The following is a 26,969-nucleotide window of genomic DNA, read 5'->3' on the forward strand; positions in this document are numbered from 1 at the left end:
GCAGGGGAAGGCAGCAGGCCAGACGGCCCGACCGGGCGACCCGGCCCCGCCGGAGAGCGGAGCCGGGCCATCCGATCAGGTGCGGTGAAAGGCGGCGTCGTGCTGGTCCTCGCCGCCATCCATCTCGAAGGTGAAGCCACCATTGGCGATCTTCCTGGACGGGCGGGCGGGCACGGCTGCGGCCGCAGCCTTCTTGGGCCGAAGCGCCGCCGCCATGGTCGAGGCCTTGCCGCGCAATTGCTTGACCGCCCTGTCGACGACGACCGGCTTGCCGGCCGCATCTCCCGCCAGCCGGAAGAAGGCGATTGTGGTCTGGAGCTGCTCGGCCTGGGCTGCGAGCTCCTCGGAGGTGGCCGAGACCTGCTCGGAGGCCGCCGCATTCTGCTGCGTGACCTTGTCGAGCTGCTGGATCGCCTGATTGATCTGGGTCGAGCCGACATCCTGCTCGCGGCAGGCGGCTGTGATCTCCTCGACCAGCTCGGCGGTCTTCTTGATGTCGGGCACCAGCTTGGCCAGCATCGAGCCCGCCTCCTGCGCCACCTTCACCGTATCGGTCGAGAGTGTGCCGATCTCGGCGGCCGCCGCCTGGCTGCGCTCGGCCAGCTTACGCACCTCGGAGGCCACCACCGCGAAGCCCTTGCCGTGCTCGCCGGCGCGCGCCGCCTCCACCGCCGCGTTCAGCGCCAGCAGATCGGTCTGGCGTGCGATCTCCTGCACGATCGTGATCTTGGCCGCGATCGTCTGCATCGCATCCACCGCGCGGCCCACCGCAATGCCGCTCGCCTCGGCGTCCTTGGCCGACTGCGCCGCGATCTTCTCCGTCGTCGAGGCGTTCTCGGCGTTCTGCTTCACATTCGCCGCCATCTCCTCCATCGAGGACGAAGCCTCCTCCGTCGAGGACGCCTGCTCAGTCGAGCCTTGCGACAATTGCTCCGCGCTCGCAGACAGCTCCTGCGAACCAGAGGACATGTTCTCGGCGGCTCCGGTCACCTGGCCGACGACCTCGCGCAGCTTGACCACCATGTTCTCGAGCGCGATGCCGAGCGTGTCCTTCTCCGATAGCGGCTTGGCTTCAACAGTCAGATCGCCATTGGCGATCGAGTCCGCGACAGCGGCCGTCGCGTTGAGATTGGCGGTCATGCTGTTGAGCGCGGTGACGAGATCGCCGATCTCATCCTTGCTCTTGACCGCGATGGTCTGGCTGAGATCGCCGATCGCCACGGCATTGGCCAGGCCAACCGCGCTCGACAGGCCGCGGCTGATGCTGAGCGCGATCCAGCTCGCGGCTGTGACCGCAATGAGAAGCGAGGCAAGCACGATCGAGATCAGCAGGGTCTTGGCGAAGGCGGCAGCTTCCGCAGCGGCGACCGCAGCCGAATCCGCCGATTTCGCAACGAACGCGCCATAGCTGTCCAGCGCCGCGGTGAGTTCGGTCGCTGTGGCGGCGCCGACCGTTGTCGTCGAATTGGTGGCCTTGATGGTGCCGGCCTCGGCAGCGATCGCGACCGTACGCAAGGCCGACGTGATGCCCTTGTCGTAAGCCGCCAGCATGGGGCCGGTCGTCACGCCAAACCGAGCCAGATCCTCGGCCGCCTTGGCAAGGCTCGCACGTACGGTCCGCGCCTGCTCCTCGACAGTCTTCTGCTGCTGTTCGACCTCGGCAACGGTCGGCAAATTGAACGTGAGAGCCGCCGAACGCGTCAGGCGCAGCCATTCGAGGCGCACGTTCTGGAAAGCCAGAGCCGCGCGCAGCAGCTCCGGCGCCGCATCCGGCTTCGTCGCTTCCGCGATCGCCGGAGCGGTGGTCGCGGTGACGGCCTGAATCAACGGCATCGTCTCGGTCTGCCAGGCTTCGGTGGCGCGGTTGCTGGAATTCAGCTTGGCGTTCTTGAGCGTCTCATCCTGCACAGCCGCGAAACGATTGGCCTTGTCCGTGATCTGCGCGAGATATTTCCTGCCCTCCTCGCTCGCGACACGGAAGAGTTCGTCCTTCTGCGTCATGGCCGCGTTGCGGCGCTCCACCGCCCTCGCGGCGGCGCTCTCGGTGTCCTTGTCGGTCGCAGCGAGAACCGCATTCTTTTCGGATCTGATCGATACGTTGAAAGCATCCGAGATATTTCCGATCGCATCGATCCGCTTCGTCCAGGTGACGAGCGTGCCCTGCGTTTCGGTCATCTCGGACAGTTTTTGGTAGGATAATCCGCCAGCCGCCATCGAGAGGGCGATCACGACGCCGAAGGCCCCAGCTAGTTTGGTCTTGATGGTCATACGCATGGCGGAGCTCATGAAGAGAGGAAAATCGCGAAGGGGTTGCTAGGCGACGGCGGTCGGCGTCTAGGTCGCGACGCCCCAGCCAAGCCGGAGCGTCGCGGATCAGTTAGGAGGCGCGGCGGAACTGGGCGTCCTGAGCATCCTCGGTATGGTCGAGGTCGAAGGCGAACCCGCCTCCAGTCGTCATCTTGTTCGAGCGGGCGGGAGCCGGCTTCGGCGCCGCCTTCTTGGGCGAGCCGGCGCGAGCCATCTGCGCCGCCTTGGCCTTGAGCTGCCCGACAGCGCGGTCGACCTCCTTGCCGCCTTGCTCGATGCGGAAGAAGGCGATTGTGGTCTGGAGCTGCTCTGCCTGGGCTGCGAGCTCCTCGGAGGTGGCAGAGACCTGCTCGGAGGCCGCCGCATTCTGCTGCGTGACCTTGTCGAGCTGCTGGATCGCCTGGTTGATCTGGGTCGAGCCGACATCCTGCTCGCGGCAGGCGGCCGTGATCTCCTCGACCAGCTCGGCGGTCTTCTTGATGTCGGGCACCAGCTTGGCCAGCATCGAGCCCGCCTCCTGCGCCACCTTCACCGTATCCACCGAGAGCGTGCCGATCTCGGCGGCCGCAGCCTGGCTGCGCTCGGCCAGCTTGCGCACCTCGGAGGCCACCACCGCGAAGCCCTTGCCGTGCTCGCCGGCACGCGCCGCCTCGACCGCCGCGTTCAGCGCCAGCAGATCGGTCTGGCGTGCGATCTCCTGCACGATGTTGATCTTGGCCGCGATCGTCTGCATCGCCTCGACCGCCTTGCCGACTGCAATGCCCGAGGCTTCCGCATCCTTGGCCGATTGGCCGGCCATCTTCTCCGTCGTCGAGGCATTCTCGGCGTTCTGCTTCACATTCGCCGCCATCTCCTCCATCGAGGAGGACGCCTCCTCCGTCGAGGACGCCTGCTCCGTCGAGCCTTGCGACAATTGCTCGGCGCTCGCCGACAGCTCCTGCGACCCAGCCGACACGTTCTCGGCAGCCTGGATGGCGTCGCCCACAACCTGGCGGAGCTTTTCGACGGTGCCGTTCAGCGCCGCCATCAGATCGCCGACCTCGTCATTGGTGCTGGGCGTCACCGTGCGGGTCAGGTCGCCGGCCGCGACGGCGTTGGCCAGGGATACCGCGCTAGAGAGACCGCGGCTGATGCTGATGGCGATCCATGCCGCGGCGATGAGGGCGATCAGCAGGGAAGCCGCAACAGTGCCGATTAGCAGCGAGCGGGCCAGTGCGGCCTCCTGCCGGGCACTCTCCGCAAGCGAATCCATCTGCGTTATCGTCAGCTTCTGATAGTTCTCAAGAGCTTCGATCGTTTCGTTGAACGCCGCCCGACCTTCGCCGCTGGCGATGCCGATGACCTTGGCGTTGCTGGCGTCCCTCATCAGCGGCGCAGCCTGATCGACGGCCTTCAGATAGCGATCGAGTTCGCCGGCCATCGCGCCGGCGGGAATACCGGCCGAAGCGAGCTTGTCCTTCAGCTCGTTCCCGACGAGCTTGATCGAACGGGATGCGGTGGTGATGTCCTGAAAGGCCGTGTCAGCCTCTGCGGCAGTAGCCGCATCGAGTCCTGCGGGCATCGCCTGTGCAATGCGCAGCATCTCAATCTTGACGTTCTGGAGGCTTGCGTTCGCCAGCGGCGCCTCGGCGCCGTTTGTTCGGGCGATTTCAGCCGTGACTCCCTCGAAGATGCTCGACAGGGCCTTGGAAGCCGGCAGGGCACCCGATTTCCAGAGCTCTGAAGCGCGATGGCCGGAGCCCTCTGCCAACAGCTTGGCGACCTGATCATCAAGGTCTGCAGCCTTGCTCAACTTGACTGTTACGGTATCGAGGAGACGCTTGCCTTGCTCGCTGGCGACCGCATACAGTTCATCGCGCAACGTGGCCACGGTCTGGCGGCGCGTAACCATCGCGCGCTGGTTGTCGACAAGCTCCTTTTCGGTCGTGGCAAGACGCATGCGGGTCAGCGCCCGCTGAGATCCTTGTATTGCATCGACCGCGTCGGAGGCCTTGCGTGTACGCTGGGATTGCTCGACCAAGCGCTCCTGTGTTGCCGTCATCGAATTCAATCGCGTATAGCCGATTCCACCTGTGAGCATCGTCAGAGCGATGATGACGCCGAAGGTCGAACCCAATTTCGCCTTGATCGAGAAACGCATCGTAAGCCCCCAAATGGAGAAAAATGCTCAGCCCAGGATGCGGGCCATGTCGGGAACGATGACGAATTCGTCGTTCCACTTGGTGATGAAGCGGATGAAGTCCGGGCGCCATTGGCTGCCCAGGCGCGGCGTCTGCTGGGCGTGTTTCGTCGAGACCTCGGTGACCTCGTAGACCTTGTCGGCAAGCAGCCCGAGCGTGACCGGGTCGCCGTCAATCTCGACCTCGACGACGACGATGCGGGTGTCGGGCGTCTGGGAAGTCCTGGTCATGCCGAAGCGGATGCGCAGATCGGCGAGCGGGATGACGTTGCCGCGCACATTGATCAGCGCGGGCAGGAAGGAGCGGGCGCCGGCGACGCGCGTCACCGGAACCGGATCGATGATCTCGCGGACCATGTCGGTCTCGACGGCGAAGATCTCGTTGCCCAGGCCCACCATCAGCACCTGCAGGCGGGTCTCGATCGCAGGTGTCGGACCTGTGGCCGGGGTCGCTTGACTCTGAACCTGTTGCATCACGCGGCCTCCGGCGTTCTGTCGCTCTCGGCGCGGCCCTGGCCGAGCATCACGAGCTGGGCGACGTCGAGGATAAGGGCTGCCGAGCCATCGCCGAGGATGGTGGCGCCGGAAAACATCGTGACGTCGGCATGGAGCTTGGAGAGAGACTTGATCACCGTCTGATGGCTGCCGATGATCTGATCGACGACGAAGCCGATGCGGGTGTCGCCCATCATGGTGATGATGATCTTCTGGTGCGGATCGGCCTCGCCCTCAGCCTCGAAGAGATCGCGCAGGCGCAGGAAGGGCACGAGATCGCCGCGCACATTGAGGAAGCTGCGTCCCTTGGAACGGGCCTCGATCGCCGGCGTCAGCTCGACGCATTCCTCCACCGCCGAGAGCGGGATGATGTAGCGCCCCTCGCCGACGCGGATCAGCAGGCCCTCGATGATGGCCAGCGTCAGCGGCAGACGCAGCGTCACGCTCGAGCCGTGGCCGGGAATCGTGGTGAGGTCGATCGTGCCGCGCATGGCCTCGATCGTGCGTTTGACCACATCCATGCCGACGCCGCGGCCCGACAGCGCCGAGATCGTCTTGGCCGTCGAAAAACCCGGATGGAACAGGAACTGGTGGATCTCGTGCTCGCTCAGGGGCGCGCCCGGCTGGATCAGCCCCTGCTCCTCCGCCTTGGCGCGGATGCGCGCGGTGTCCAGGCCCGCCCCGTCATCCTGTACCGTGACGAGCACCTGCGCGCCGACATAACGCGCGGCAAGCTCGATGCGCCCGGTCACCGACTTGTTCGTGCCTGCACGCCGCTCGGCGCTCTCGATGCCGTGGTCGATCGCATTGCGAATGAGATGGACGAGAGGGTCGGCAAGGCGCTCGATCATGGTCTTGTCGAGCTCGGTATCCTCGCCGATCGTGACGAAATCCACCGGCTTGCCGAGATCACGCGAGAGGTCGTGGACAAGGCGGCGGAAGCGGCCGAAGAGCGAGCCCATCGGCACCATGCGCACGCCCATGGTCGTGTCGCGCAGGCCCGACGCCAAGCGCTCGATTTCCTCGGCGATCGCCTTGATGGCAAGGTCCGTGCCGGCATGGGCAAGCTGGCTGAGCCGTGCCTGGGCAATGACGAGTTCGCCGACGCGGTCCATCAACTCGTCGAGGCGCTCGGCCTGGACACGGACCGTCGAGCTCTTGTCCTCGGCGCGACGATTGAACTCGATCTTTTCTTGAACCGGACGCTCGACAGCGACAGGCGCCACCTCGTCGGCAGGCTCGCGCCGCACGGGTGCGATGGCGGCCGGCATCGACATGTCGAGCGGCGCCATTTCCGGCGCGGGCAGATCCAGTGCCGAGATGGTGAGCTTCATCTCGTCGCGCACGAACATGAAGACATCCTCGATCTCGTCCTTCCCGCAGGCGCTGTGCAGCGTGACGGTCCAGGCGATCAGGCAAGCCTCGGGATCAAGCGCGGCCAGCTCGGGAACCGCATCGAGATTGGCCTGCACGCTGCAGGGACCGAGTGCGCGCAGATCGTCGAGAAGAACGAGCGGATTGGTGCCGTTGCGCAGGATTTCGGGCTCGAAGGCGATCTCGATCAGCCAAGCGGTCGGCGTGGGCGCCGCTTCGCATCCGACATCAGTAACCGGCTTATTGTCTGCCGCGGCGGCAGGCCCGCCAATCAGGCGCTGCAATTCCTCGACAATCGCCTCGCCGATGATCGGATCGGTCGAATCCGGATCGTCGATCAGGGTGCGGATATAATCTTTGGCCGCGAGCGAGACGGTGACGATGTCGCGGTCGGCGTCGATCTTGCCCTTGCGAATGAGGTCGAAGGCCGTCTCAAAATCATGGGTGAAGGCCGCGACCCTGTCGAAGCCGAACATCGCGCCCGACCCCTTGATCGTATGCAGCGCCCGGAAGGCGGCGTCGATCAGATCGCGGTCCTGCGGCGTCTGGCCGAGATCGAGCAGCACGGTTTCCAGGCTGTCGAGCAACTCGGCCGCTTCCTGACGGAAGGTCTCGGTCGGATCGAGTTCCATCATGTGCGCACCAGCTTTGCGACGACGGCAAGCAACTGCTCGGGCTTGAACGGCTTGGTGATCCAGCCGGTCGCACCGGCGGCCTTGGCCTCCTGCTTGACGGCATCGTCAGATTCCGTGGTCAGGAAAACGATCGGCACGCCCATGAAGGAGGGCAGTGCGCGCAGGCCCCGGATCATCGCCATGCCGTTCATCACCGGCATGTTCAGATCGGTGATCACAAGGTCGAAGCTCTGCGTCTTGGCCTTGGCAAGCCCTTCCGAGCCGTCGCCGGCCTCGACCACATTATGGCCGGCCGGACCAAGCACGAGCTTGATCATCTGCCTTACGCTGGGGGAATCATCGACGGTGAGAATCGTCGCCATGGCAATCAGACCTCGCTGATGAGAATGCGGTCGGCGGAAGGCGACAGGGCAAGGCCAGCCCGCGCCAGCGTGGTGCTCAGGACCTCCGGCACACCCTCCAGCCGCAGGAGGCGCCCGGATTCAGCCGCCGTCTTGCTGGCCGAGACCAGGAGTTGGACGGCAGCGATGTCGCAAGCTGTGATCGCGGAGCAATCGATGACGAGATCGCCGCTCGATTTGAAGGCGGCGACCACTTCAACATGGAAAGGCCTGATCGAGCGCAAGGAGCAGTCGACTGGCATATTCACCGCTGGCATGAACACTCACTTTCCGTTGAGTCACATCGCCACGAGACAAAGCGATATACCCAACCACGCAACACTACTTACTTCCTCAAGCTTGCGCACAGAGGACCGCAACCCGAGCACTAAACCCGCGGAATTATTTGAAGCTTAACGACCAATTACCGCTGACTATTCTCGGTTAATCCTGATTGATGTATTAACCTCGAATCTTATCTTGCGCCGATCGTCACAACCCTGCGTCCAGCGAATCCGGCTTGCGCCGGACGTAAATCGACTGCATGATTCGTAATATTGACCGTCGTACTTCTTCAGAAGGTTCGGTCAACGGAAGTGGGACATGGGGCATTCAGCATCGAGCCCGCCGGAATCCAGATCCGGCGGCGGTTACGGCTACACTCACGCGCTATCCAAGACTTGCGCGCGATCCAAGACCGGTCGAGCGGGGCCGCTTTCGTGGCTTGCCGTCTCCCTCGTCTGTCTCGCGGAGCGCGCCGATGTCGGCTGACTATCATAAAGGCGCGGTTCATCCGGCTCGCACGCGGCATTTCGTGGCGCACGACATTGACGAGGCGATCGAGCATTTCGCAGCCTGCGGTTTCAGGCTCGCGCTTCAACCACTGGGCGCCCGCTCGGGACGAATCGAGTTCAACGCGATCAGCCGGGCCTGCGACGGCATGTTCTTTTTCCGCACGAGCTTCGAGGAGCCGGTGGAGATTCGGCACCACGAGGTTTTCGACGGCTTTCAGATCGTGACGCCGCTGAGCGGCTCGACCACGATCATGCTTGGCGATGACAATATCGAATGCGCGCGCTCGGGCTCCATCCTGCTCGACATGCGCGAGGTGAAATCAGCGCGCCGCTCGGCCCGGTCGGAGAACTATTCAATCCAGATCGAGCAGCGCCTGCTGACGCATCGCCTCTTCGAGCTCACCGGCGCGCCGGTCTTGCGCAGGCTGCGCTTCGCGCCGCAATTCGATGCTCGGGACCATGCGTCACAAGCCTTGCGCGCCTTCCTCTCCGCGCTCGATCGAACGATGCTGCTGCCCACGCTCGAGGAGGCACCACACAGCGCCGGCAAGCTCTCGGCGCTGCTGATCGACCTCATTCTCGAGATTCTTCCGCATAATTATCAAGATGCCTTGTCGCGCCACGCGAAGATCATCGTTCCCAAACATGTCAGGCGGGCGATCGACTATATCGAGCGCCATGCCGATGGTTCACTTTCGCTGGAGGAACTCGTCCCCGTCTCCGGTGTCAGCCTGCGAGCTCTGCAATATGGCTTCCAGAAATTCCTTGGCGTCTCGATCTCGGAATATGAGCGCTCGGTGCGCCTGGACCGCGCGCGCCGCGACATCGAGCACAATCCAAGCGAGCGCGTCGCTGTGGTCGCCAAGCGCTGGAATTTCTCGAACTTCACGCGCTTCAACACGCAATTCGAAGCCGCTTTCGGGATCAGCGCCGTCGCCTTGCGCGCCAGCCGCAACCAGCATGCGGAGCAGCACGAAACCGGCGAGTGACGTGGTCGGACCGTCTTAGAGCGTTTTCAAGCGAAATGGACACCGGTTCCCTCGCGACAAACGCGAAGCGTTTGCGCGGAGAAAACGCGTCAAAACAAAGAGCTGGAGCGGTTGAGCGATCCAATCGGATCGGAAACTGCTCTAGCCCATCCAGCCCTTGAGCAGGGCCTGCGCCCAATCCTCGCGGCCATTCGCCTGTGCGCGGCGGGCGGCTGCGGCCCAGTCATAGGCAATCGCCTGGAACGCGACCCCGACCTTGTCATCCTCCACGGTCACAAGCGCGAAACGGGCATGGGGCGAGCCGCTTTCCGAGACATGGGCTGGCGCGTCGGGATCATCATAGGCCGGGCAGCCGACACTGCCCGGGTTGACGATGGTGGCGCCGCTCCCCAGCCGCAGCAGACGCGGCAGATGGCTGTGGGCGCAGAAGATCAGTCGCGAGGCGTTCCCGTCCAGCCTGCCTTCGACCTCCTCCAGGGATGCCGGCAGCAGGCGGCCCGCCACGACGCTCTCGAGCAGATAGGTGTTGTCGTCCTGCGGGCTGGCATGGATGCACAAAGCGCCCGCAACGGACAGGCTGAAGGGCAGCGCAAGCAGCCAATCGCGCGCCTCCTGATCGAGCTGCGACCAGGCATAGGCGTCGGACAAGCCAAGTCCGGCGAGGCTGGGCGCGCCGAGCACCCGGTCGTGATTGCCCCGAACATGGTGGAACCCGCTCTTGCGCAGCAGCGCGACGGACTCGGCCGGCCAGAGCGGGCTCGACGCGCAATCACCGAGATTGACGACCGCATCGAGCTCCAGCCCGGCGAGCCGCTCCATCACGGCCTCCAGGGCCGGGAGGTTGCCGTGAACATCCGCGATGACGCCAAGCCGCATGTCGGGACCAGCCTTTCCCTATCGATGACCGCCCCGATTCGCCCGGGAGCCGTGACAGGCTAATACCTCTCGAAGCTTCCCGCACGAGCGATTCATCCAATCCTGATGCGAGGCTCATGCTATAAGGCCTCATTATGGAATGAGGCGGATGCGCGCACGGCAACTCGAAGTCTTTCGCATGGTGATGCGCTGCGGCACGCTGACCAGCGCAGCCGAGGCGCTCAACGTCTCGCAGCCGGCCTTGAGCCAGATCCTGCTGCACACCGAAGACGAGCTCGGCTTCAAGCTGTTCCTGCGGGTCAAGGGCCGATTGATCCCGACGCCCGAGGCGGAGGAGCTCTACCCGGAAGTCGACCGGCTGTTCAGCGATCTCGAAGGGTTGAGGCAGCGTGCCGGCGACCTGCGCCAGGGCAAATCCGGCGTGGTGCGGCTCGCGGCCTCGGCGCCGCCATCACTCGCGCTGGTGCCGGAAGCCTTGCGCCATTTCCGGGCGGCCCATGCCGATATCCGCATCCTGTCCTATGTCGTGCCGGCCGAGGTGATCGTGGCGATGCTGGATCGCGGCCAGGCCGGCCTCGGCATCGCGATGACCGATCAATCGTTTCCCCTGATCGACACGGAGATCATCGGCCACACCCGGATCGTCTGCGTCCTGCCCTCGGCCCACCCTCTCGCCTCCCGCGAGGCGATCGGCCCAGCCGATCTGCGCGGCGAGACACTGATTTCCTATCGCGCCGAATCCCTTCCCGGGCAGTTGCTGCGCGCGGCGCTGGGGCGCGAGGGCGTTTCCTTCCAGCCGGAGATGGAAATCGACGTCTCGATCATCGCGCTCGCCTTCGTGCAACAGGGGCTCGGCATTGCAATCGTCGACGGGCTTTTGCCCTGGCACAGCTTTCCGGGGCTGGTGACCCGCCCCTTCCGGCCGAATGTCGCCTTGCCGCTTTGCCTGCTGACGAGTTCGCGCCGGCCGCTTTCGCGCAATCACGAATTGCTGCGGACCCATCTGCGCAGCGCCTGCAAAAGCCTCGGCCTCGAACAGCACGAACCCTGATTCCATAAGCCAGGCTTATCCGCCTGTCGCATTTTGCTCTTTGACGGTGCCGCCCCCTGCCCTCAGATTGCCAACTGCATTCTCGCGAGCGGACGGTTTCATGAGCTGGCGTATCGGCGTCGACATCGGCGGCACCTTCATCGACTTCTGCGCAATGGAGACCGGCACCAACCGGTTCGAGACCATCAAGGTCCTGACCACGCCGAACGAGCCCGGCAAGGAGCTGCTTGACGGCCTGAGCCTCCTGCAGGAGCGCCATGGCGTGGCGCCCGAGGAGGTTATCTCCTTCGTCCACGGCACCACGGTCGGCATCAACACCATCATCCAGCGCAAGGGCAGCCGGCTCGCCCTGATCACCACCGCCGGCTTCGAGGACGTGATCGAGCTCGCCCGGCTGCGCATGCCGGAGATGTATTCGCTGTTCTGCGCCAGGCCCGAGCAATTGATCCCGCGCGACCTGATCCATGGCGTCAGGCAGCGCCAGCTCGCCAATGGCGCGGTCGCCGAGGAGCTCGACCGCGCGGCGCTGGCCGATGTCATCGCGACAATCCGCAGCAAGGACGTGGACGGGGTCGTCATCTCCTTCCTGCACGCCTATCGCAATCCCACTCATGAGGCGCAGGCCAAGGCGCTGATCGCAGAACTTGCGCCGGAACTCTTCGTCTTCACCTCCAGCGAGGTCTGGCCGGTGATCCGCGAATATGAGCGCAGCACGACTGCGATCCTGAACGGCTATGTCCATCCGCGCGTCGCGGGCTATCTCGGCGCGCTCGAGGCAGCTCTCGCCTCACGCGGCGTGCCGGCCGGGCCGATGCTGACCAAATCCAATGGCGGGCTGATGAATGCGCAGACCGGCAAGCGCGCCTGCGTCAACATGCTGCTCTCGGGCACGGCATCGGGCGTCATCGGCGCGGCCTATCTCGCCGAACAGGCCGGCATCGCCCATGTGCTGACGCTCGATATCGGCGGCACCAGCGCCGACCTCGCCTTGATCATCGATGGCAAGCCGCAATTCGGCACCGGCGAGACCGTCGGCGACTTCCCGCTCTTCGTGCCCAGCGTCTCCGTCACATCCATCGGCAGCGGCGGCGGCTCGATCGCCTGGGCCGATGCCTTCGGCGTGCTCAAGGTCGGGCCGGAAAGCGCCGGCTCGACGCCGGGCCCGGCCTGCTATGGCCGCGGCGGCACGCGCGCGACCGTCACCGACGCGATGGCCACTTGCGGTTTCCTCGGCCATACGCCGATCGCCTATGACCAGATCGGCATGCGCCGCGACCGCGCCGAGGCCGTCATCGGCGAGCTCGCCGGGCTCTTGGGCCTCGCCTCGCAAGCGACGGCGGAGGCGATCATCGCGGTGGCGGTCTCGGAGATGTTCGTCGAGGTCAACAAGCTCGTCGCGCGCTATGGCGTCGATCTGCGCGAATTCACGCTGATGCCGTTTGGCGGCGCCGGCCCGATGCTGGGCTGCTTCCTGGCGCGGGAGCTCGGCATTCCCCATGTGATGGTGCCGCAACGGCCAGGCGTGGTCAGCGCGCTCGGCGGCCTGATCGCCGATGTGAAGGGCGACTTCATCCAGACGATCTTCGCGCCCTCCGCAGCAGAATCCTTGCCGCGTCTCAGGGAAGCGCTTCTCCGGCTCAAGGCCGACGGCTCGAGCTGGATCAGGGATGAGCAGGGCTTCACCGGCCAGGTCATCGAGACCCTCTCGGCCGATATGCGCTATCATGGCCAGTCCTTCGAGATCGAGGTGCCGCTCTCCGAGTCCTGGCTGGCGGAGGGCGACATTGCCGCGATCGACGCCGCCTTCCACCGCCAGCATCTGGCGATTTACGATTTCAACGACGAGGCCGGCGAGGTCCAGATCGTCAATCTGCGCCTCGTCGTCAGCGGGACGACCGAGCGGCCAGGTCTCGCCCCCGTACCGGAGGCCGCATCCGGGACCGTCGCAGCCGAGCGGTTGATCCCGGTCTGGCTCGACGGAGCGAGCCAGGAGGTTGCGCTCTATCACCGCAACGCGCTGCGCCATGGGCACAGCTTTTCCGGCCCCGCCATCGTGGCGCAGGACGACACCACCATCTGCATTCCCGCCGGCTTCGAAGCCCATGTCGATGGCTGGCTGAACCTTCACCTCACCTTGCGGACGGAGGCTTGAGCATGGTCGACAAGGTGACATTGCAGGTTCTGGCGAACCATTGCCGAGCGGCGGCCGAGAACATGGCCTACACGCTCTACCGCACGGCGCATTCGACCTTCGTCAAGGAGACCGAGGACTTCACCGTGATGGTGATGGACAGGACCGGCCGCGTCGTCGCCGTGCCGATGGATCTGGGCGCGACCTGGTATCCGGGCATGAACTACAACCGCGCCATCGAGCTCGTCGACGAATACCGGCCGGGCGACATCGCCTTCACCAACGACCCCTATAGCGGCTACCTCGCGACGCACGCCCCCGACACGCATCTCTGGAAGCCGATCTTCCATGAGGGCGAGATCGTCTGTTTCGTCGGCGGCCATGTCCACAACACCGATATGGGCGGCGCGGTGCCCGCCAGCCTGTCGCGCTCGCTGACCGAAATCCACCAGGAAGGCATCCGCTTCCCGCCGATGACGCTGATGCGCGATGGCGTCTTCGACGAGAAGGTGCTGCGCATCATGATGATGAATGTGCGCAAGCCCGACCTCAATATGGGCGACCTCAAGGCGCTGGCCGGCGCGCTCAACACCGGCGAGCGCAAGATCCAGGCGATGATCGCCAAGTTCGGCGCCAAGGGCTTCATGGAGGGGCTCGACGGGCTGATGGACTATGCCGAGCACCAGGCCCGCGAGATCCTGCGCTCGATCCCGGACGGCGAATATTTCTTCTCCGACTATGCCGATGAGGACAGCGTCGACGGCAATCCCTGCCGGCTCGCGCTGACGCTGACGATCAAGGGCTGCGAGGCGGTGCTCGATTTCACCGGCTCCGACCCGCAGCTCGGCTCCTCGCTCAATGTTCCCACCGGCAGCGACCCGCGCCACACCCTGCTGCTCGTCGGCGTCTATTACGTGCTCTACACGCTCAACCCGCAGCTCCTGCTCAACTCCGGCCTGACGCGCCCCTTCACCTGCATCGCGCCCGAGGGCACGGTGCTGAACCCCTCCTTCCCGGCGGCGGTGGGCATGCGCAGCCTGACCTGCGGGCGGGTGCGCAGCCTGATCTTCGGCGCCTTCAGCCTCGCCATTCCCGAGCGCATGCCGGCCGCGCCGGCGGGCTCGAGCTCGATCGTCAATGTGATGACGACCGACGAAAAGACGCATCGCAGCATCATCGCCGCGATCAATCCGGTGGTCGGCGGCGGCGGTGGCATGCCCCACCGCGACGGCCCCAACGGCTCGGGCGCCGACGCCGCCTATCTCAAGAACACGCCGATCGAGATCACCGAGACGGAGGTGCCGATCCAGTTCGTCCGCTATGGCCTGCTGCCCGATTCCGGCGGGGCCGGGCGCTGGCGCGGCGGGCTTGCGACCGTGATGGAGTTCAAGGTCTTCGCGCCCAACACCCGCATCACCGCGCGCAACCGCGACCGTTCGATCTTCCGGCCCTGGGGCACGCTGGGCGGGCTTTCGGCCGAGCCGTCGAACTTCATCATCAATCCCGGTGCCGCCAATGAACGCGTGCTCGGCAACACCGACATCGCCGTCACCGAACCCGGCGACATCATCCATATCCACTCGCCAGGCGGCGGCGGCCGCGGCTCGGCCCTGGAGCGGGAGCCCGAGCGCGTGCTGCTCGACGTCGCACGCGGCTATGTCAGCGTGGCGGCGGCGAAACACCGCTATGGCGTGGTGATCCGGGACGGAGCGGTCGATGCCGAGGCGACAGCTGCGCTCAGGGCCGAGATGAAGCCGAACGCGCATGGCGGGCATTTCCATTTCGGCCCGGAGCGCGACGCTTTTGAGCGCGTCTGGCATGCCCGGAACTACGCGGCCCTGACGCGCCTGCTAGCGGCCCTGCCGGTGCATTGGCGCTTCTTCACCAAGACGAAGATCTTTGCGGCGATGCGCGAAGCCGGCTCGCAAGCTGACGTCACGAGCGCTTTCGGTAGCGTCCGGCTCGATTATCCGCAGGTGCCGGAGATCGCGCTCGCGGCGGAGTAAGGCCGGACTGACTGAAAACCTTGCGCTGTTGCGCACACTCAATAGCCCGCCGCCCAATGAGCGAGATCGTTTGCGCTTTCCTCGCCTGCGAACATGCCAAGAATGCGCTCGCCGAGGAGCGGGCCGAACTTGAACATCTGGCCGTCACAGTTCGTGACGACGAGGCCGCGCCCGGTCTGCGCGACCTCGAAGCGCCGCGTGGCCTCGAGCACGTAATAGCCGACCTGGATGCGTGTCGGCCGATAGGCCTCGAAGTCGCGGAAGTAAGGCTCGAAAGCGCCAAGGATGGCGCGGCTCTCATTTTCCAGATCAGAGCCGAAGCCGTCCTTTTCGGGACGCGCCAGCCGGCGATGCGCGGAGTAACCGATCTTGAGGCCGGCGCCGCGGCGATCGGGCAGCGTATAGCCAGTGTGGTCGCCAAGGGCCGCGATCGCGGGGGCGTCTCGCCAGCTTTGCTCGTATTGCGCCGGCGGCTCGACATAGCAGAGCCCCTGCCGATAGACCGAGGCCTCGCCATAGCGCTCCGGCAGCAGCGTCGGCCGCCAGGCCCCGGCCGCGACCAGCAGCAGATCGCCAGCAACCTCAGAGCCGTCGACGCGGACAGCGATGCCGGCATCGAGATCGACCCGCGCGACGCGGCAATCATGCTCGATGATCCCGCCATGGTCGCGCACCCATTGCGCCAGCTCGGTCACGATACGGCCGGCGAAGAGCGGCCCGCCGGGAAAGGAGACCACGCCCCAGGCATGCGCGGGCAAGCTCAGATGCGGGCAAAGCGCCTCGACGCCGTCGCGGGAGAGCACCTCATGGGGCAGCCCGACGGCCTTGAAGGTGTCGAGGGTCTTCTGCGCGTAGTCGCCGGCCTCCAACGAGATCGCGATTGCGCCCGTATTCTCGAAATGCACCGTACCGAGATCCGACCAGAGCCGATCCCAGGCTGAAAAAGCCTCGGTGACCATGCGCGTGTAGCCAGCGGCAGAACCGTAGGGGTAGCGGATCATGCGGTGGTTATCGAAGGAGGCCGCCTGTGGGTTGGGCGCAGGCCCCTGCTCCAGGACGATGACGTCATGACCGCGCTTGAGGGCAGCCCGAGCAACCGACAAGCCGACGATGCCGGCCCCGATGATGACGATACGGCTCATGATTAGCTGTCCTCGGGAACGTGGCGCCTTCAGGCGCTGGCAGGAGCAACCGTCACGGCATCGCCGGGCTTGATCTCGCCGGGGACCAGGACGTCGCAGTAGATTCCGAAATTGCGGTTGTGACGCTTCACCACCGTGCGCAGCAGCTCGACATCGAGCGGGATGCCGTCCTGCGCGATGGTGATGAAACCGCAGCGCCCACAGGGGATGCTGCCCTTCAGGACGACGTCGCCGATGCGGATTTCGCGGCCGAGCCAGCCATTCTCCGGAATCGGCTCCTGTCCGTCCGGCCAATCGACGACGATGTTGGGTCGGAAGCGGCGCTCGTCGACGACGCTGCCCGGCATCTCACGCTCCAGGCTCCGCATCGCGGCCGTGCTCAGGAGATGGATCGGCGCATGCTCATAGCGCGGCCGAAACCCCTCCTGCCCGCGCCGGACGAACGGCTTCAGTTGCGCCGGGAAGCCGAAGAGCGAGGACAGCTTCTCGATGACCTCCGCATCATCCGGCTTTGCCCAGGAGGTGCCGTCAGCCGAGATGGCAGCACCATCCAGAGCCGTCCAGCGGGCATATCCGCGGGAAACTTCGATGAAATGCTTCTCGCGGCCGGGCGAAGCGATGCGCTCGCTGGACGCATCGACGACGCCCCAGAGCCGATCGCCGACGACGCCGGACGCGTCGAGCGGGGCGACATCCAGCCGCTCGCCAGCCATCGAACTGACCGGATAGCGCCAGAGCGCCGCAACGCTGCCGCTCATGGCAGGTCGAGGCGCGGGTCGAGCGCATCACGCAAGCCGTCGCCGACGAAGTTGAAGCTGGTGACGGCGAGCGTGATCGCGGCTCCCGGCAGGATCGCGAGCCAGGGCGCGCTGGTGAGGTAGCTCTGGGCGCCCTCCAGCATATTGCCCCAGCTCGGCGTCGGCGGCTGGATGCCGTAGCCGAGGAAGGAGATATAGCTCTCGGCCAGGATCGCATGGGCGACGTTCAGCGTCGCGGCCACGACGATCGGCGCGACCGCGTTCGGCAGCAATTCGCGGAACATGATGCGCACATTGCTGGAGCCCATCGCGACGGCCGCCACAGCGAAATCGCGCGTGCGCAACGAGCGCATCTGCGCCTCGACGACCCGCGCCACCTCCATCCAGGAGGTCATCGCGATCAGCATCACGATCGAGGGAACCGAGGGCGAGATCAGCGCCGAGATGGCAAGCAGCAGGAAGATCGAGGGAAAGCACAGCATCGCATCGACGAAGCGCATCAGCGTGGCGCCGATCACGCCTTCATAGAAGCCCGCGACCATGCCGACGCAGATGCCGATCGCCATGCTGATCACCATCGCGGAGAAGCCCACCGCGAGCGAGATGCGTCCCGCCATCAGCAGGCGCGCGAGGATGTCGCGCCCCAGCGGGTCGGTGCCCAGCACATGCGGCCCGGAGAAGGGCGGTGCGAAGCGCTGGCGGATGTCGATGAAGGTGTCGTTATAGGGCAGCAGCATCGGACCAACGATGCAGGCGAGTGTCATCAGGACGATCGCCGTCGCGCCGAAGACCGCGAGCTTGTGGCGGCGGAAACGGCGGAAGCCCGGGCTGTTCCAGAAGCTCGGCGGCGGGGCCAGGCTGGGTTCAGCCGTGCTGATCAGTTCGGTGCCGCTCATCAGCCATTCCTCGCGATACGGGGATCGGCAATGCCGTAGAGCAGATCCGCGATCAGGCTGCCGAGCAGGACGAGCACGGCGGTGAACATCAGGATGCCCATCACGACGGGATAGTCGCGATAGCTGATCGAATCGAGAAAGAGCCGGCCCATCCCCGGCCAGGTGAAGACGGTCTCGGTCACCAGCGCCCCGCTGAGCAGGGTGGGCACATGCAGGCCGGTGATGGTGATCATCGGCAGGAGCGCATTGCGGAAGGCGTGGCGCAGCAGGACGCTGCGCTCGGGCAGGCCCTTGGCGCGGGCGGTGCGGATATAGTCCTGGTTGACCACCTCCAGCATCGAGGAGCGCATATAGCGGCTCCAGACCGCGGTCGAGACCAGGGCCAGCACGATGCAGGGCCCGATCAGATGGTGCAGCTGGTTGAGGAAGGAGCCGTCGCCGATGGTGTAGCGATTGCCCGAAGGCAGCCAGCCGAACCCGACCGAGAAGACATAGATCACGACCAGGCCGAACCAGAAGGTCGGGATCGAGAGCGCAATCATCGCACCGATCGTCGCCAGGCTGTCGAACAGCGAATAGCGCTTGATCGCGCCCAGAATGCCGATCCAGGCGCCGAGCAGCATGGCGAGCAGCGTCGAGGTCAGCATCAATTCCAGCGTCGCCCCGATATGGGAGGCGATGATGTGGAGCACCGGCTGCTGGTCGCGATAGGACAGGCCCCAATCGCCGCGCAGCATGCGCCAGAGCCATTCGGCATATTGCACCGGCAAGGGCCGGTTGAGGCCGAGCTGCTCGGCGATGCGGTCGAGATCGGCCTGGGTCATCTCGCCGCTCGCCGCGAATTGCGAGAGCGGCCCGCCCGGGGCCAGATGCAGGATGGCGAAGCCGATCATCGAGACGATGAGCAGCAGGACCAGTGCCTGCATCAGCCTTTGCACGAGGAACGTGCTCATGGTGCGTGGTTCCGGGCGGAGCGCATCATGATCTCAGCGCGCCCAGTACCAGACGCCCATGTTCCAGGTGTTCTGGCGGGCGTTGATGTTGGGTTCGTAGCCGACGAGGCCTTCCTTGTAGCCCTCGATCGGAGCGTACTGGAAGATCGGCAGGATCGGCAGCTCGTCGCGGGCGATCTCCTGCAGCTTCCAGTAGATCTCCTTGCGCTTGGCCTGGTCGAAGGTCTCCTGGCCGGCCTTGAGCAGCTTGTCGACCTCGGCGTTCTGCCACTGCATCTGGTTGGCGCCGCTGCCGTTCTTGGCCGGGATCGCATCAGACGCGAAGCGCGAGGCCGGATCAGGGTCGATCACGGTGCGGAAGGCCGTGCCGACGAGCAGCGACTGGAATTTCGAGCGGGTGTAGAAATCGCCCCAGATCACGGCCGCCGGCATGTTGCTGATCGTCATCTTGACGCCGACCTGCTGCCAGTCCTGCATCATCAATTGCTGGCACTGCTCGCGCAGTGCGGCGCCCGTCGTGGTCGAAACCGCGAATTCGAGCGGCACACCATTCTTCATGCGCACGCCCGAGCCCGAGCGCTTCCAGCCAGCCTCGTCGAGGATCTTGTTGGCCTTGGCGAGATCATATTGCTGCTTGGGCAGGTTGGGGTTGTAGGCCCAGGATTCCTGCGGCGCGAAGGACTCGGTCGGCTTGTGGGTGCCGTAGTAGATGACGTCGATGATCGCCTGCTTGTTGATCGAGGCGTAGAGCGCCTGGCGCACCGCCTTCTCGGCCAGGATCGGGTTCTCCAGGTTCGGCATCAGGATCTCGAGCGAGGCGTTCGGGATCATCACGACCTTGCGGCCCGGCAGCTTCTTGGCTTCCTCGTAGAAGTTCGCGGGGATGCCGGTGCCGATGATCAGATCGACCTGGCCGGTGCGGAACTGGGCGTAGAGCGCGGTCTGGTCGGGCACATATTTGAGGACGGCCTTCTCCAGATAAGGGCCCTTGCCATGGTACTTCTCATTGGCGACGAGGGTGATGTTGTCACCCGGCTGGCGCGTGCCCCATTTGAACGGGCCGGTGCCGACAGGCGCACCGTTGAAGGGGGCGGTGTTGGGGTCGCTCGCCTTCTCCAGCAGATGCTTGGGCACGATGAAGGTGTTGGAGAGCAGCGCGAGATAAGGCGCATAGGCCTTTTCCATGCGCCAGGTGATCTCCAGCGGCCCGGTGACCTTGATGTCCTTGACCAGGGCATGGCCGACGCGGGTACGGCTCTTGAAGCCCGGCGCGTTGATGAGTTCGAGGGTGTATTTCACATCCTCGGCGGTGAAGGGCGTACCGTCATGCCAGGTCACGCCCGCGCGCAGCTTGACCTTCCAGGCCAGGCCGCCTTCCGAGATGCCGCCATTCGCCTCGCTGGGGATCTCGGCCGCAAGGTCGGGCATCAGATTGCCCTGCGGATCGGCCAGCCACATCGTGTTGAAGACCTGCATCCAGACGGTCTCGTCGACCTCGATGCCGGGCATCAGCGGGTTGAAGGCGGTCGGCTCCTGCGACAGGCCGACGACGACCTGGCCGGTCGGCTTGGCTGGCGGCGGCGGGGCGGCCTTGGTCTGGGCGCGGGCACCGAGGCCGGAGGCGGCGAGCAGGGCCCCAGTGCCGAGCGCAAGAATTTCGCGGCGATGCAAGGCCGGCATCGGGAAGGTCGATTTGATCGTCTCGTCGGAATGCTTGGTCATCGAGAAACCCCTCTGTTCTTTGTTTTGCGGAAGGCAATCCGAACCGGCGCGACGCGCGCCCCGGCCTGATCCAGATCAGTTCGACCGTTTGGCCACGCGCTCCCGCTTCGTCTGGCGGGCCGCTCATGGTTGGCCGATCTTTTGGTTGGCCGATCCTTTGGTTGGCCGATCTTGCAACCTTCCCCCTAGGTTAGGCTTGCGGCGCCCTCATTCGGATACTGATCGCTGCCGCACGCCGGATAGAATCTGCCGATTCGACCGCCATCGACGGCATAGGCTTCTGCGCCGGCTCGGCTTCTCGCCGGAGCCATTCCCGGCCCACTCTCAAGTCCAGTACCAACTGCCGGCATTCCAGGCGTTGGAGAGTGCGTTGACGTTGTTGGCGAAGCCGATGAGCCCGACCTTGGTGCCCTCGACCTGAACCGACTGGAAAATTGGCAGCATCGGCAGATCGTCAAGGATCAGCGCCTGCGCCTCCCGGTAAATCTCGGCCCGCTGGGCCATATCGGTCATGGCGATGCCTTTCGCCAGCAAGCCGTCGACCTTGGGGTTCTCGTACTGGCTGACATTGGAGCCCGTACCGGCCTTGAGCGGGATCGCGTTGCCGCCGAAGCGGTGCATCACGTCGGGATCGGAGGCGACCGTGTAGGTCGTGTTGGTCATCAGGCTGTCGAACTGGGACTCTGCCCAGAACTTCGCCCAGAGCACCGCGGCCGGCATGTTCTTGATCGTCATCTCGGCGCCGATCTTGGCCCAGTCCTGCACCAGCAGCTGCTGTGCCTGTTCGCGCGTCGGATTCCCGGTCGTGGTCGAGTTGGTGAAGGCGAGACGCACGCCGTCCTTCACGCGCACGCCGTCGGGGCCGGGCTTCCAGCCGGCCGCGTCGAGAATGGCCCTGGCCTTGGCCGGATCATGGACATGGCGCGGAAGCGCGTCGTTAAAGGCCCAGCTCTGCGGCGGCATGAAGCTGGAAGCCGGAAGGGGGAGCCCGTAATAAAGCGCCTCGACGATCGCCTTCTTGTCCATGCCGAGATAGAGCGCCTGCCGGACCGCCTTCTCCTTCAGTGCGGGATGGGCGAGATTGAGCGTGAGGTTCTCGACGGAAGCCCGTGGGCAAAGATGCACGACGACGTTCTTGAGCGTTTTCGCCTCGGCGTAGTGGTTCGGCGGAATGCCTTGGAGGCCGATATAATCGATCTCGCCCGTCCGGAACTGCGTGTACATCGCGTTGAGGTCGGGCACATAACGGAAAACCAACCGCTCCAGATAAGGCCCTTCGCCGAAATAAGCCGTGTTGGCCGCGAGCAGGACATGACTGCCGGTCTTGCGCTCGACGAACTTGAACGGGCCCGTGCCGACGGGATTTGCATGAAAGGGCGTCGCGTTCGGGTCAGTCGCACCATCGAGCAGATGCCTGGGCACGATGAAGGTCCAGGCGAGGAAGGACAGGAACGGCGCAAAGGGCTCCTTCATCCGCCAGCTGATCGTGCTGCCTTCCGTCTTGACGTCCTCAAGGAGACTGAAGCCGGAGCGGCTGCGCGTACGGAACTGCGGATTCCGGATGAGATCGAAGGTGAACCGGACGTCTTCGGCCGAGAAATCCCGGCCGTCATGCCATTTGACGCCCTCGCGCAGCGTCACCTTCCAGACCAATCCATCGGCGGAAATCCCGCCATTGGCCACGGTCGGCACGTCCTTGGCCAATACGGGGACGAATTTGCCAGCCTGATCCAGCGCCCATAGCGGGCTGAACAGATTCCACCAGACGCCCTGATCGACCTCGTTCGCCGGCATCAGCGGGTGCAGGACGGTGATCTCCTGCGAATAGCCGATGACCGCCTGTCCCTTTGGCGCGGATGGCGGCCCCTTCGGCTTCGGCACCGGCTGTGCCTGGAGTTGCGAGCCCCAGGGCGCGAGCGCCAGGACAGAGGCACCCAGCAACAGCGCGCGGCGGGAGACGGCACCGCCCTCGGACGGCTCAGCTTCACGGCGATCTGTCATCGCATGGCCCCCTGTTGCTGCGGACGGCGATCCGCGCATGGATTGAAATATTCATTTTATTGATTTTCACGTCAAGCCAATTGCACGAACCGCAGATATGGAGCGAGATGCCCACTCCTGGCGGAAAACGCCACGTCGAACGGCTTGAAGCAATTTTTGTATCAATGCCGTTGAAAGAACGAGATTTTCGAGGCTTGAGGCTCTGCCGCCAATTGCATGGCTCCGCGCAATCCCATATGAATCTTATTCATTAAGATGGAAATATGAGCATCATGCCCGCGAATAGCGCACGCGACATCAAGGTGGCCGAGGCGATGCCTCCCCCCGAGGGCGGCGCCAAGCAGATTGGCGAGAGGCTGCGCAACCTACGCGGCGAGCGTAATCTCACCATTCTCGATCTTGCGGCAAAGGCCGGCGTCTCAGCCGGCATCATCAGCCAGATCGAACGCGGCAACTCCAACCCGTCGATGAAGACGCTGCAACGCATCAGGGCCGCGCTCGGCGTGAATCTCTGGGAGTTCCTGGCGCAGCGCGAGCCGCAACCGACCGAAGACCCGCCCTTCGTGCGGCGCGGCGCACAGCGGCCGCGTATCGTCGTCGGTGAGACGCGGCTGGTGAAGGAACTGCTCTCGCCCCGCAATGACGAGAATCTGCGCTTCATGATCGTGACGCTGCCGCCGGGCGGAAACAGCGAGGACGTGCTCATCGGCACCGGGCAGAAGGGCGGCTATGTCATGTCGGGCTGCATCGAGCTGACCGTCGGCGAGCGCACGGCCAGGCTTGCCGAGGGTGACAGCTTCCAGTTCAAGAGCGATGCCCCGCACCACATTGCCAACCGCTCGGATGCGGACGCCAAGCTGCTCTGGATCATGAGCGTCCTCGACACGCATCTTTAGAGCCCAGTTTAGAGCCCAACCCTTCCCCTGAAATACGCCACGCCAAGGAAAGCCAGCCCATGTCGCCTCCGGTCACGCGCATTCGCAGCGATGAGACGCTGCCGAATTCAGCCGACGTCGTCGTCATCGGCGGCGGCATCGCCGGCATCACCACCGCCTATCATCTCGCTAGGAAGGGCCATTCCGTCGCGGTGGTGGAAAAGGGCTATGTCGCGGGCGAGCAATCGAGCCGGAACTGGGGCTGGTGCCGCCAGCAGAATCGCGACCTGCGCGAATTGCCGCTGGCCCAGCGCGCCGTCGAGATGTGGAACGGGCTCAACGAGGAGCTCGGCGCGGATACGGGCTTCCGACGCACCGGCCTGGTCTATGTGACGACCAAGCAATCCGATCTCGACGCCTGGTCCAACTGGACCGACAAGGCACGCGAGATGCAGATGCATAGCCGCGTGCTCTCCGCCGCCGAAGCCAAGGCGATGTCGCCGGGCTCGACCGAGAATTGGGTCGGCGGCATCCATTCGCCGACCGACGGCAAGGCCGAGCCGGCGCTCGCCACCCCAGCCTTCGCGGAAGCGGCCCGCAGGCTCGGCGTGACAATCCACCAGGATTGCGCAGCACGCGGGCTTGAGACCTCGGCGGGCCGCGTCTCGGCGGTCGTCACCGAGAAAGGCACGATCCGCACCAGCACCGTGCTGGTCGCCGGCGGCGTCTGGACCTCGATGTTCTGCCGGCACCACGGCATCGACATGCCCTTGGCCGGCGTGCAGTCGACCTCGTTCTTCACCGCGCCGGCGCCGGAGGTCACCGTCGGTGGCATCTCCACGCCGGACGTTACCTTCAGGCGCCGGCTCGACGGCGGCTACACGATCGGCATCAGCGGGCGCGGGCTGCTTCGGCTCAGCCCGCAGGGGATGATGTACGCCAAGCCGTTTTGGGCCACCTTCAAGAAGCGTCACAGGCTGCTGACCATCCGCGCCGACAAGACCTTCTTTTCGGGCCCCGAGGCCCTGATGCGCTGGAGCAACGACAGCATCTCGCCCTTCGAGAAAATGCGAACCTACGACCCGCCGCCGCAGGAAAAGCTGATCAGCTTCGCGCTGAAGCGCATCGGCGAAATCTATCCGCAGCTCGCCGATGTGAAGATTGCGCACAAATATGGCGGCCTGATCGACTTCACGCCCGACTGGGTGCCGGTGATCTCAGCGATCGACAAATTGCCGGGCCTGCATGTCTCGGCCGGCTTCAGCGGCCATGGCTTCGGCGTCGGGCCGGCGGCCGGCCGGCTCGCGGCCGACATCATCGCGGGCGACGCGCCGATCGTCGATCCCCACCCCTATCGCTACAGCCGCCTCGTCGATGGCAGCGATCTCGGCGAACCCGGATTGATGTGAGCGGCGCCAACGGTCCCTTTTCCCCTTCGGCGCAGCTCCATCCGGACCGCGCCACAACTCGGATATCCCTCGACATGATCACCCGTCACGAGAAGAGCGCCCGGCTGAGCCGCGTCGTCGTCGCCAACGGCTTCGCCTTCCTCTCCGGCATCACGGCCAAGGATCGCAGCGGCGGCGCCAAGGAGCAGACCGCTGACATCCTGGCGCAGATCGACCATTTCCTCGCGCTCGCCGGCACCAGCAAGTCGAAGATCGTCACAGCCAATATCTGGCTGAAGGATATCGGCGCGTTCAATGAAATGAACGCAGCCTGGGACGAGTGGGTCGACCCCGAAGCTCCTCCGGCGCGCGCCACCGTCGAGTCCCGCCTTGCAGCCGAGGCGATTCTCGTCGAAATCCAGGTGCAGGCGCTAGTGGAACGAATTTGACATTTGCTACCCGCCCGATATCGGCCGCGCGGCAAATGTCAAATTCATAAGTTCCACTAGAAAACCAAAGATTTGCTAGTGGTTTTGGTGATTCCGACATTTGCTCCGAGCTCGATATAGATCGGGGAGCAAATGTCGGAATCAAACCACTAGTCTGACGCAGATCGTGCTGCGAGGGTGGGCGAAGGAGACGGACGAAATGCGCACCCTGCAGGACACCGCCAAGGCATTGGCAAACGAGACGCTCACCGCCCGCGCCCTCGTGGAGGAATGCCTGGCGAAGATCGCCGACCCCGCCGGCGAGGGCGCACGCGCCTTCATCTGCGTCTCGGCGGACGCAGCCCGCAGCTCCGCCGACGCGCATGACGCGCTGCGGCGCGCCGGCCGCGCGGCCGGCGCCTTCGCCGGCATCCCCTTCGCGGTGAAGGATCTCTACGACGTCGCCGGCGAACGCAGCATGGCCGGCTCGCGCGCGCTCGCCGACAGCGCGCCGGCGAAAGCCCACGCACCGACGATCGCGCGCATGCTGGCAGCCGGGTTCATCCCCATCGGTCGCGCCAACATGACCGAATTCGCCTATTCCGGCATCGGCGCAAACCCGCATTACGGTACGCCGCTCAGCCCCTGGGACCGCGCCTCGCGCCGCATCCCCGGCGGCAGTTCATCCGGCTCGGGCGTGGCGGTCGCGGATGGGATGGCGATCGTCGCACTCGGTAGCGACACTGGCGGCTCGTGCCGCATTCCAGCCGCGCTTTGCGGCATCGTCGGCTACAAGCCGACCGCGCGGCGGGTGCCGCTCGACGGCGTCATCCCGCTTTCGGGCAGCCTGGATTCGCTTGGACCGCTCGGCGCCAGCGTCGGCTGCTGCGCCATCGTCGACGGCGTGCTGGCGGGCGAGACGCCTGCCTTGCCCGCGGCGCGGCCAGTATCGGGCCTGCGCCTGGCGATCCCGACCCAGATCGTGCGTGACGGCATGGATGCGACGGTTTCCGCCGCCTTCGACAAGGCGATCACACGGTTGAGCGAACTCGGCGCACGCATCGTCGAAATCGATTTCGCGCCGCTATCCGAGATCGGCCAGGCCATGGTCACGGCCAAGGGCGGTTTCGCGGCGCCCGAGGCCTTTGCCTGGCACCGTGAGTTGCTGGCGAGCAAGGGCGATCTCTATGATCCGCGCGTGAGCAGCCGGATCGCGACCGGCGCGCAGATGCTGGCCGCCGACTATATCAATCTGGTTCGGGCGCGGCGCGCTATCATCGCCGCGATGGATGCGCAGACGGCCGAATACGATGCGCTGGTGATGCCGACCTGCCCGATCATCGCGCCACGCCTCGACGAGCTCGCCGGGGATGCCGAGTATTTCCGGCTCAACGCGCTGCTGCTGCGCAATCCGAGCCTCGGCAATTTCCTCGACCGCTGCTCGATCAGCCTGCCCTGCCACGAGCCCGGACAAGCGCCGGTCGGACTGATGCTGACGGGCGAAACCGGTGGCGACCACGCCTTGTTTTCGATCGCGGCCGGGGTCGAGGCCGCCCTGCGGCATTGAGACCGACGCAGGCGCAAAGATG

At 65.1% G+C, this 26,969-nt stretch carries 21 protein-coding genes; 8 read left to right on the forward strand and 13 right to left on the reverse strand.

The genetic code is table 11. The annotated features are described in order from the left end of the window. Nucleotides 1-75: 75 nt before the first annotated feature. From ACSQ3P_RS13330 to ACSQ3P_RS13355, 6 genes are all read right to left on the reverse strand, one after another. Complete coding sequence (locus ACSQ3P_RS13330; RefSeq protein WP_436166005.1) at nucleotides 76-2,274, reverse strand: HAMP domain-containing methyl-accepting chemotaxis protein; 2,199 nt, start codon at nucleotides 2,272-2,274, stop codon at nucleotides 76-78. Nucleotides 2,275-2,377: 103 nt separating this feature from the next. Beyond that, a complete protein-coding gene (locus ACSQ3P_RS13335) occupies nucleotides 2,378-4,447 on the reverse strand; it encodes a methyl-accepting chemotaxis protein (RefSeq protein ID WP_436166006.1) in 2,070 nt (689 codons plus the stop codon). A gap of 27 nt (nucleotides 4,448-4,474) precedes the next feature. Then, the gene (locus tag ACSQ3P_RS13340) at nucleotides 4,475-4,885 is read right to left on the reverse strand and encodes a chemotaxis protein CheW (RefSeq protein ID WP_244546449.1); all 411 of its coding nucleotides are present in this window, start codon (nucleotides 4,883-4,885) and stop codon (nucleotides 4,475-4,477) included. Nucleotides 4,886-4,959: 74 nt separating this feature from the next. Further along, nucleotides 4,960-6,990, reverse strand: a complete 2,031-nt coding sequence (locus ACSQ3P_RS13345; RefSeq protein ID WP_436166007.1) for a chemotaxis protein CheA — start codon at nucleotides 6,988-6,990, stop codon at nucleotides 4,960-4,962. Further along, nucleotides 6,987-7,352 (reverse strand): response regulator, encoded by a 366-nt coding sequence (locus ACSQ3P_RS13350; RefSeq protein ID WP_092171067.1) that lies wholly within the window; start codon nucleotides 7,350-7,352, stop codon nucleotides 6,987-6,989. The genes ACSQ3P_RS13345 and ACSQ3P_RS13350 overlap by 4 nt, the downstream gene beginning before the upstream one ends. Before the next feature lie 5 nt (nucleotides 7,353-7,357). Further along, nucleotides 7,358-7,648, reverse strand: coding sequence for an STAS domain-containing protein (locus tag ACSQ3P_RS13355; protein WP_436166008.1), 291 nt, complete (start codon nucleotides 7,646-7,648; stop codon nucleotides 7,358-7,360). A gap of 482 nt (nucleotides 7,649-8,130) precedes the next feature. Here ACSQ3P_RS13355 and ACSQ3P_RS13360 point away from each other — a divergent pair, with 482 nt between their 5' ends. After that, nucleotides 8,131-9,153, forward strand: coding sequence for an AraC family transcriptional regulator (locus tag ACSQ3P_RS13360; protein ID WP_436166009.1), 1,023 nt, complete (start codon nucleotides 8,131-8,133; stop codon nucleotides 9,151-9,153). Between the two features lie 141 nt (nucleotides 9,154-9,294). Here ACSQ3P_RS13360 and ACSQ3P_RS13365 read toward each other — a convergent pair whose 3' ends face one another. Further along, complete coding sequence (locus ACSQ3P_RS13365; protein ID WP_436166010.1) at nucleotides 9,295-10,029, reverse strand: metallophosphoesterase family protein; 735 nt, start codon at nucleotides 10,027-10,029, stop codon at nucleotides 9,295-9,297. 148 nt (nucleotides 10,030-10,177) lie between these two features. On the opposite strand from ACSQ3P_RS13365, the gene ACSQ3P_RS13370 reads away from it, so the two are divergent. The 3 genes from ACSQ3P_RS13370 (at nucleotide 10,178) to ACSQ3P_RS13380 (ending at nucleotide 15,217) form a co-directional block, all read left to right on the forward strand. Further along, nucleotides 10,178-11,080, forward strand: coding sequence for a LysR family transcriptional regulator (locus ACSQ3P_RS13370; RefSeq protein ID WP_436166011.1), 903 nt, complete (start codon nucleotides 10,178-10,180; stop codon nucleotides 11,078-11,080). A 100-nt stretch (nucleotides 11,081-11,180) separates the two neighbouring features. After that, nucleotides 11,181-13,232: a hydantoinase/oxoprolinase family protein gene (locus ACSQ3P_RS13375; RefSeq protein ID WP_436166012.1), complete on the forward strand. Its 2,052-nt coding sequence runs from the start codon at nucleotides 11,181-11,183 to the stop codon at nucleotides 13,230-13,232. A gap of 2 nt (nucleotides 13,233-13,234) precedes the next feature. Beyond that, nucleotides 13,235-15,217, forward strand: coding sequence for a hydantoinase B/oxoprolinase family protein (locus tag ACSQ3P_RS13380; RefSeq protein WP_436166013.1), 1,983 nt, complete (start codon nucleotides 13,235-13,237; stop codon nucleotides 15,215-15,217). 38 nt (nucleotides 15,218-15,255) lie between these two features. Here ACSQ3P_RS13380 and ACSQ3P_RS13385 read toward each other — a convergent pair whose 3' ends face one another. From ACSQ3P_RS13385 to ACSQ3P_RS13410, 6 genes are all read right to left on the reverse strand, one after another. Further along, the gene (locus ACSQ3P_RS13385; protein WP_436166014.1) at nucleotides 15,256-16,359 is read right to left on the reverse strand and encodes an NAD(P)/FAD-dependent oxidoreductase; all 1,104 of its coding nucleotides are present in this window, start codon (nucleotides 16,357-16,359) and stop codon (nucleotides 15,256-15,258) included. A 29-nt stretch (nucleotides 16,360-16,388) separates the two neighbouring features. Further along, a complete protein-coding gene (locus ACSQ3P_RS13390; protein WP_436166015.1) occupies nucleotides 16,389-17,117 on the reverse strand; it encodes an MOSC domain-containing protein in 729 nt (242 codons plus the stop codon). Further along, on the reverse strand, nucleotides 17,114-18,013 hold the full coding sequence (locus ACSQ3P_RS13395; RefSeq protein WP_436166016.1) for an ABC transporter permease: 900 nt from the start codon (nucleotides 18,011-18,013) through the stop codon (nucleotides 17,114-17,116). Before ACSQ3P_RS13395 ends, ACSQ3P_RS13390 begins: the two co-directional genes overlap by 4 nt. Beyond that, a complete protein-coding gene (locus ACSQ3P_RS13400) occupies nucleotides 18,013-18,966 on the reverse strand; it encodes an ABC transporter permease (RefSeq protein ID WP_436166017.1) in 954 nt (317 codons plus the stop codon). Before ACSQ3P_RS13400 ends, ACSQ3P_RS13395 begins: the two co-directional genes overlap by 1 nt. Before the next feature lie 33 nt (nucleotides 18,967-18,999). Beyond that, a complete protein-coding gene (locus tag ACSQ3P_RS13405) occupies nucleotides 19,000-20,688 on the reverse strand; it encodes a peptide ABC transporter substrate-binding protein (RefSeq protein WP_436166018.1) in 1,689 nt (562 codons plus the stop codon). Nucleotides 20,689-21,012: 324 nt separating this feature from the next. Continuing rightward, nucleotides 21,013-22,689, reverse strand: a complete 1,677-nt coding sequence (locus ACSQ3P_RS13410) for a peptide ABC transporter substrate-binding protein (RefSeq protein ID WP_436166019.1) — start codon at nucleotides 22,687-22,689, stop codon at nucleotides 21,013-21,015. Between the two features lie 263 nt (nucleotides 22,690-22,952). Here ACSQ3P_RS13410 and ACSQ3P_RS13415 point away from each other — a divergent pair, with 263 nt between their 5' ends. From ACSQ3P_RS13415 to ACSQ3P_RS13430, 4 genes are all read left to right on the forward strand, one after another. Further along, nucleotides 22,953-23,585 carry a helix-turn-helix domain-containing protein gene (locus tag ACSQ3P_RS13415; RefSeq protein WP_436166020.1) on the forward strand — a complete coding sequence of 211 codons (633 nt, stop codon included), beginning with the start codon at nucleotides 22,953-22,955 and terminating at the stop codon, nucleotides 23,583-23,585. A gap of 59 nt (nucleotides 23,586-23,644) precedes the next feature. Next, a complete protein-coding gene (locus tag ACSQ3P_RS13420) occupies nucleotides 23,645-24,973 on the forward strand; it encodes an NAD(P)/FAD-dependent oxidoreductase (protein ID WP_311911831.1) in 1,329 nt (442 codons plus the stop codon). Nucleotides 24,974-25,047: 74 nt separating this feature from the next. Continuing rightward, on the forward strand, nucleotides 25,048-25,401 hold the full coding sequence (locus tag ACSQ3P_RS13425) for a RidA family protein (RefSeq protein WP_436166021.1): 354 nt from the start codon (nucleotides 25,048-25,050) through the stop codon (nucleotides 25,399-25,401). 199 nt (nucleotides 25,402-25,600) lie between these two features. Then, nucleotides 25,601-26,947 (forward strand): amidase, encoded by a 1,347-nt coding sequence (locus ACSQ3P_RS13430; protein ID WP_436166022.1) that lies wholly within the window; start codon nucleotides 25,601-25,603, stop codon nucleotides 26,945-26,947. Nucleotides 26,948-26,969: the final 22 nt, after the last annotated feature.

The sequence above is a fragment of the Allobosea sp. LjRoot9 genome, from assembly GCF_964252745.1.
Classification (GTDB): Bacteria; Pseudomonadota; Alphaproteobacteria; order Rhizobiales; family Beijerinckiaceae; genus Allobosea.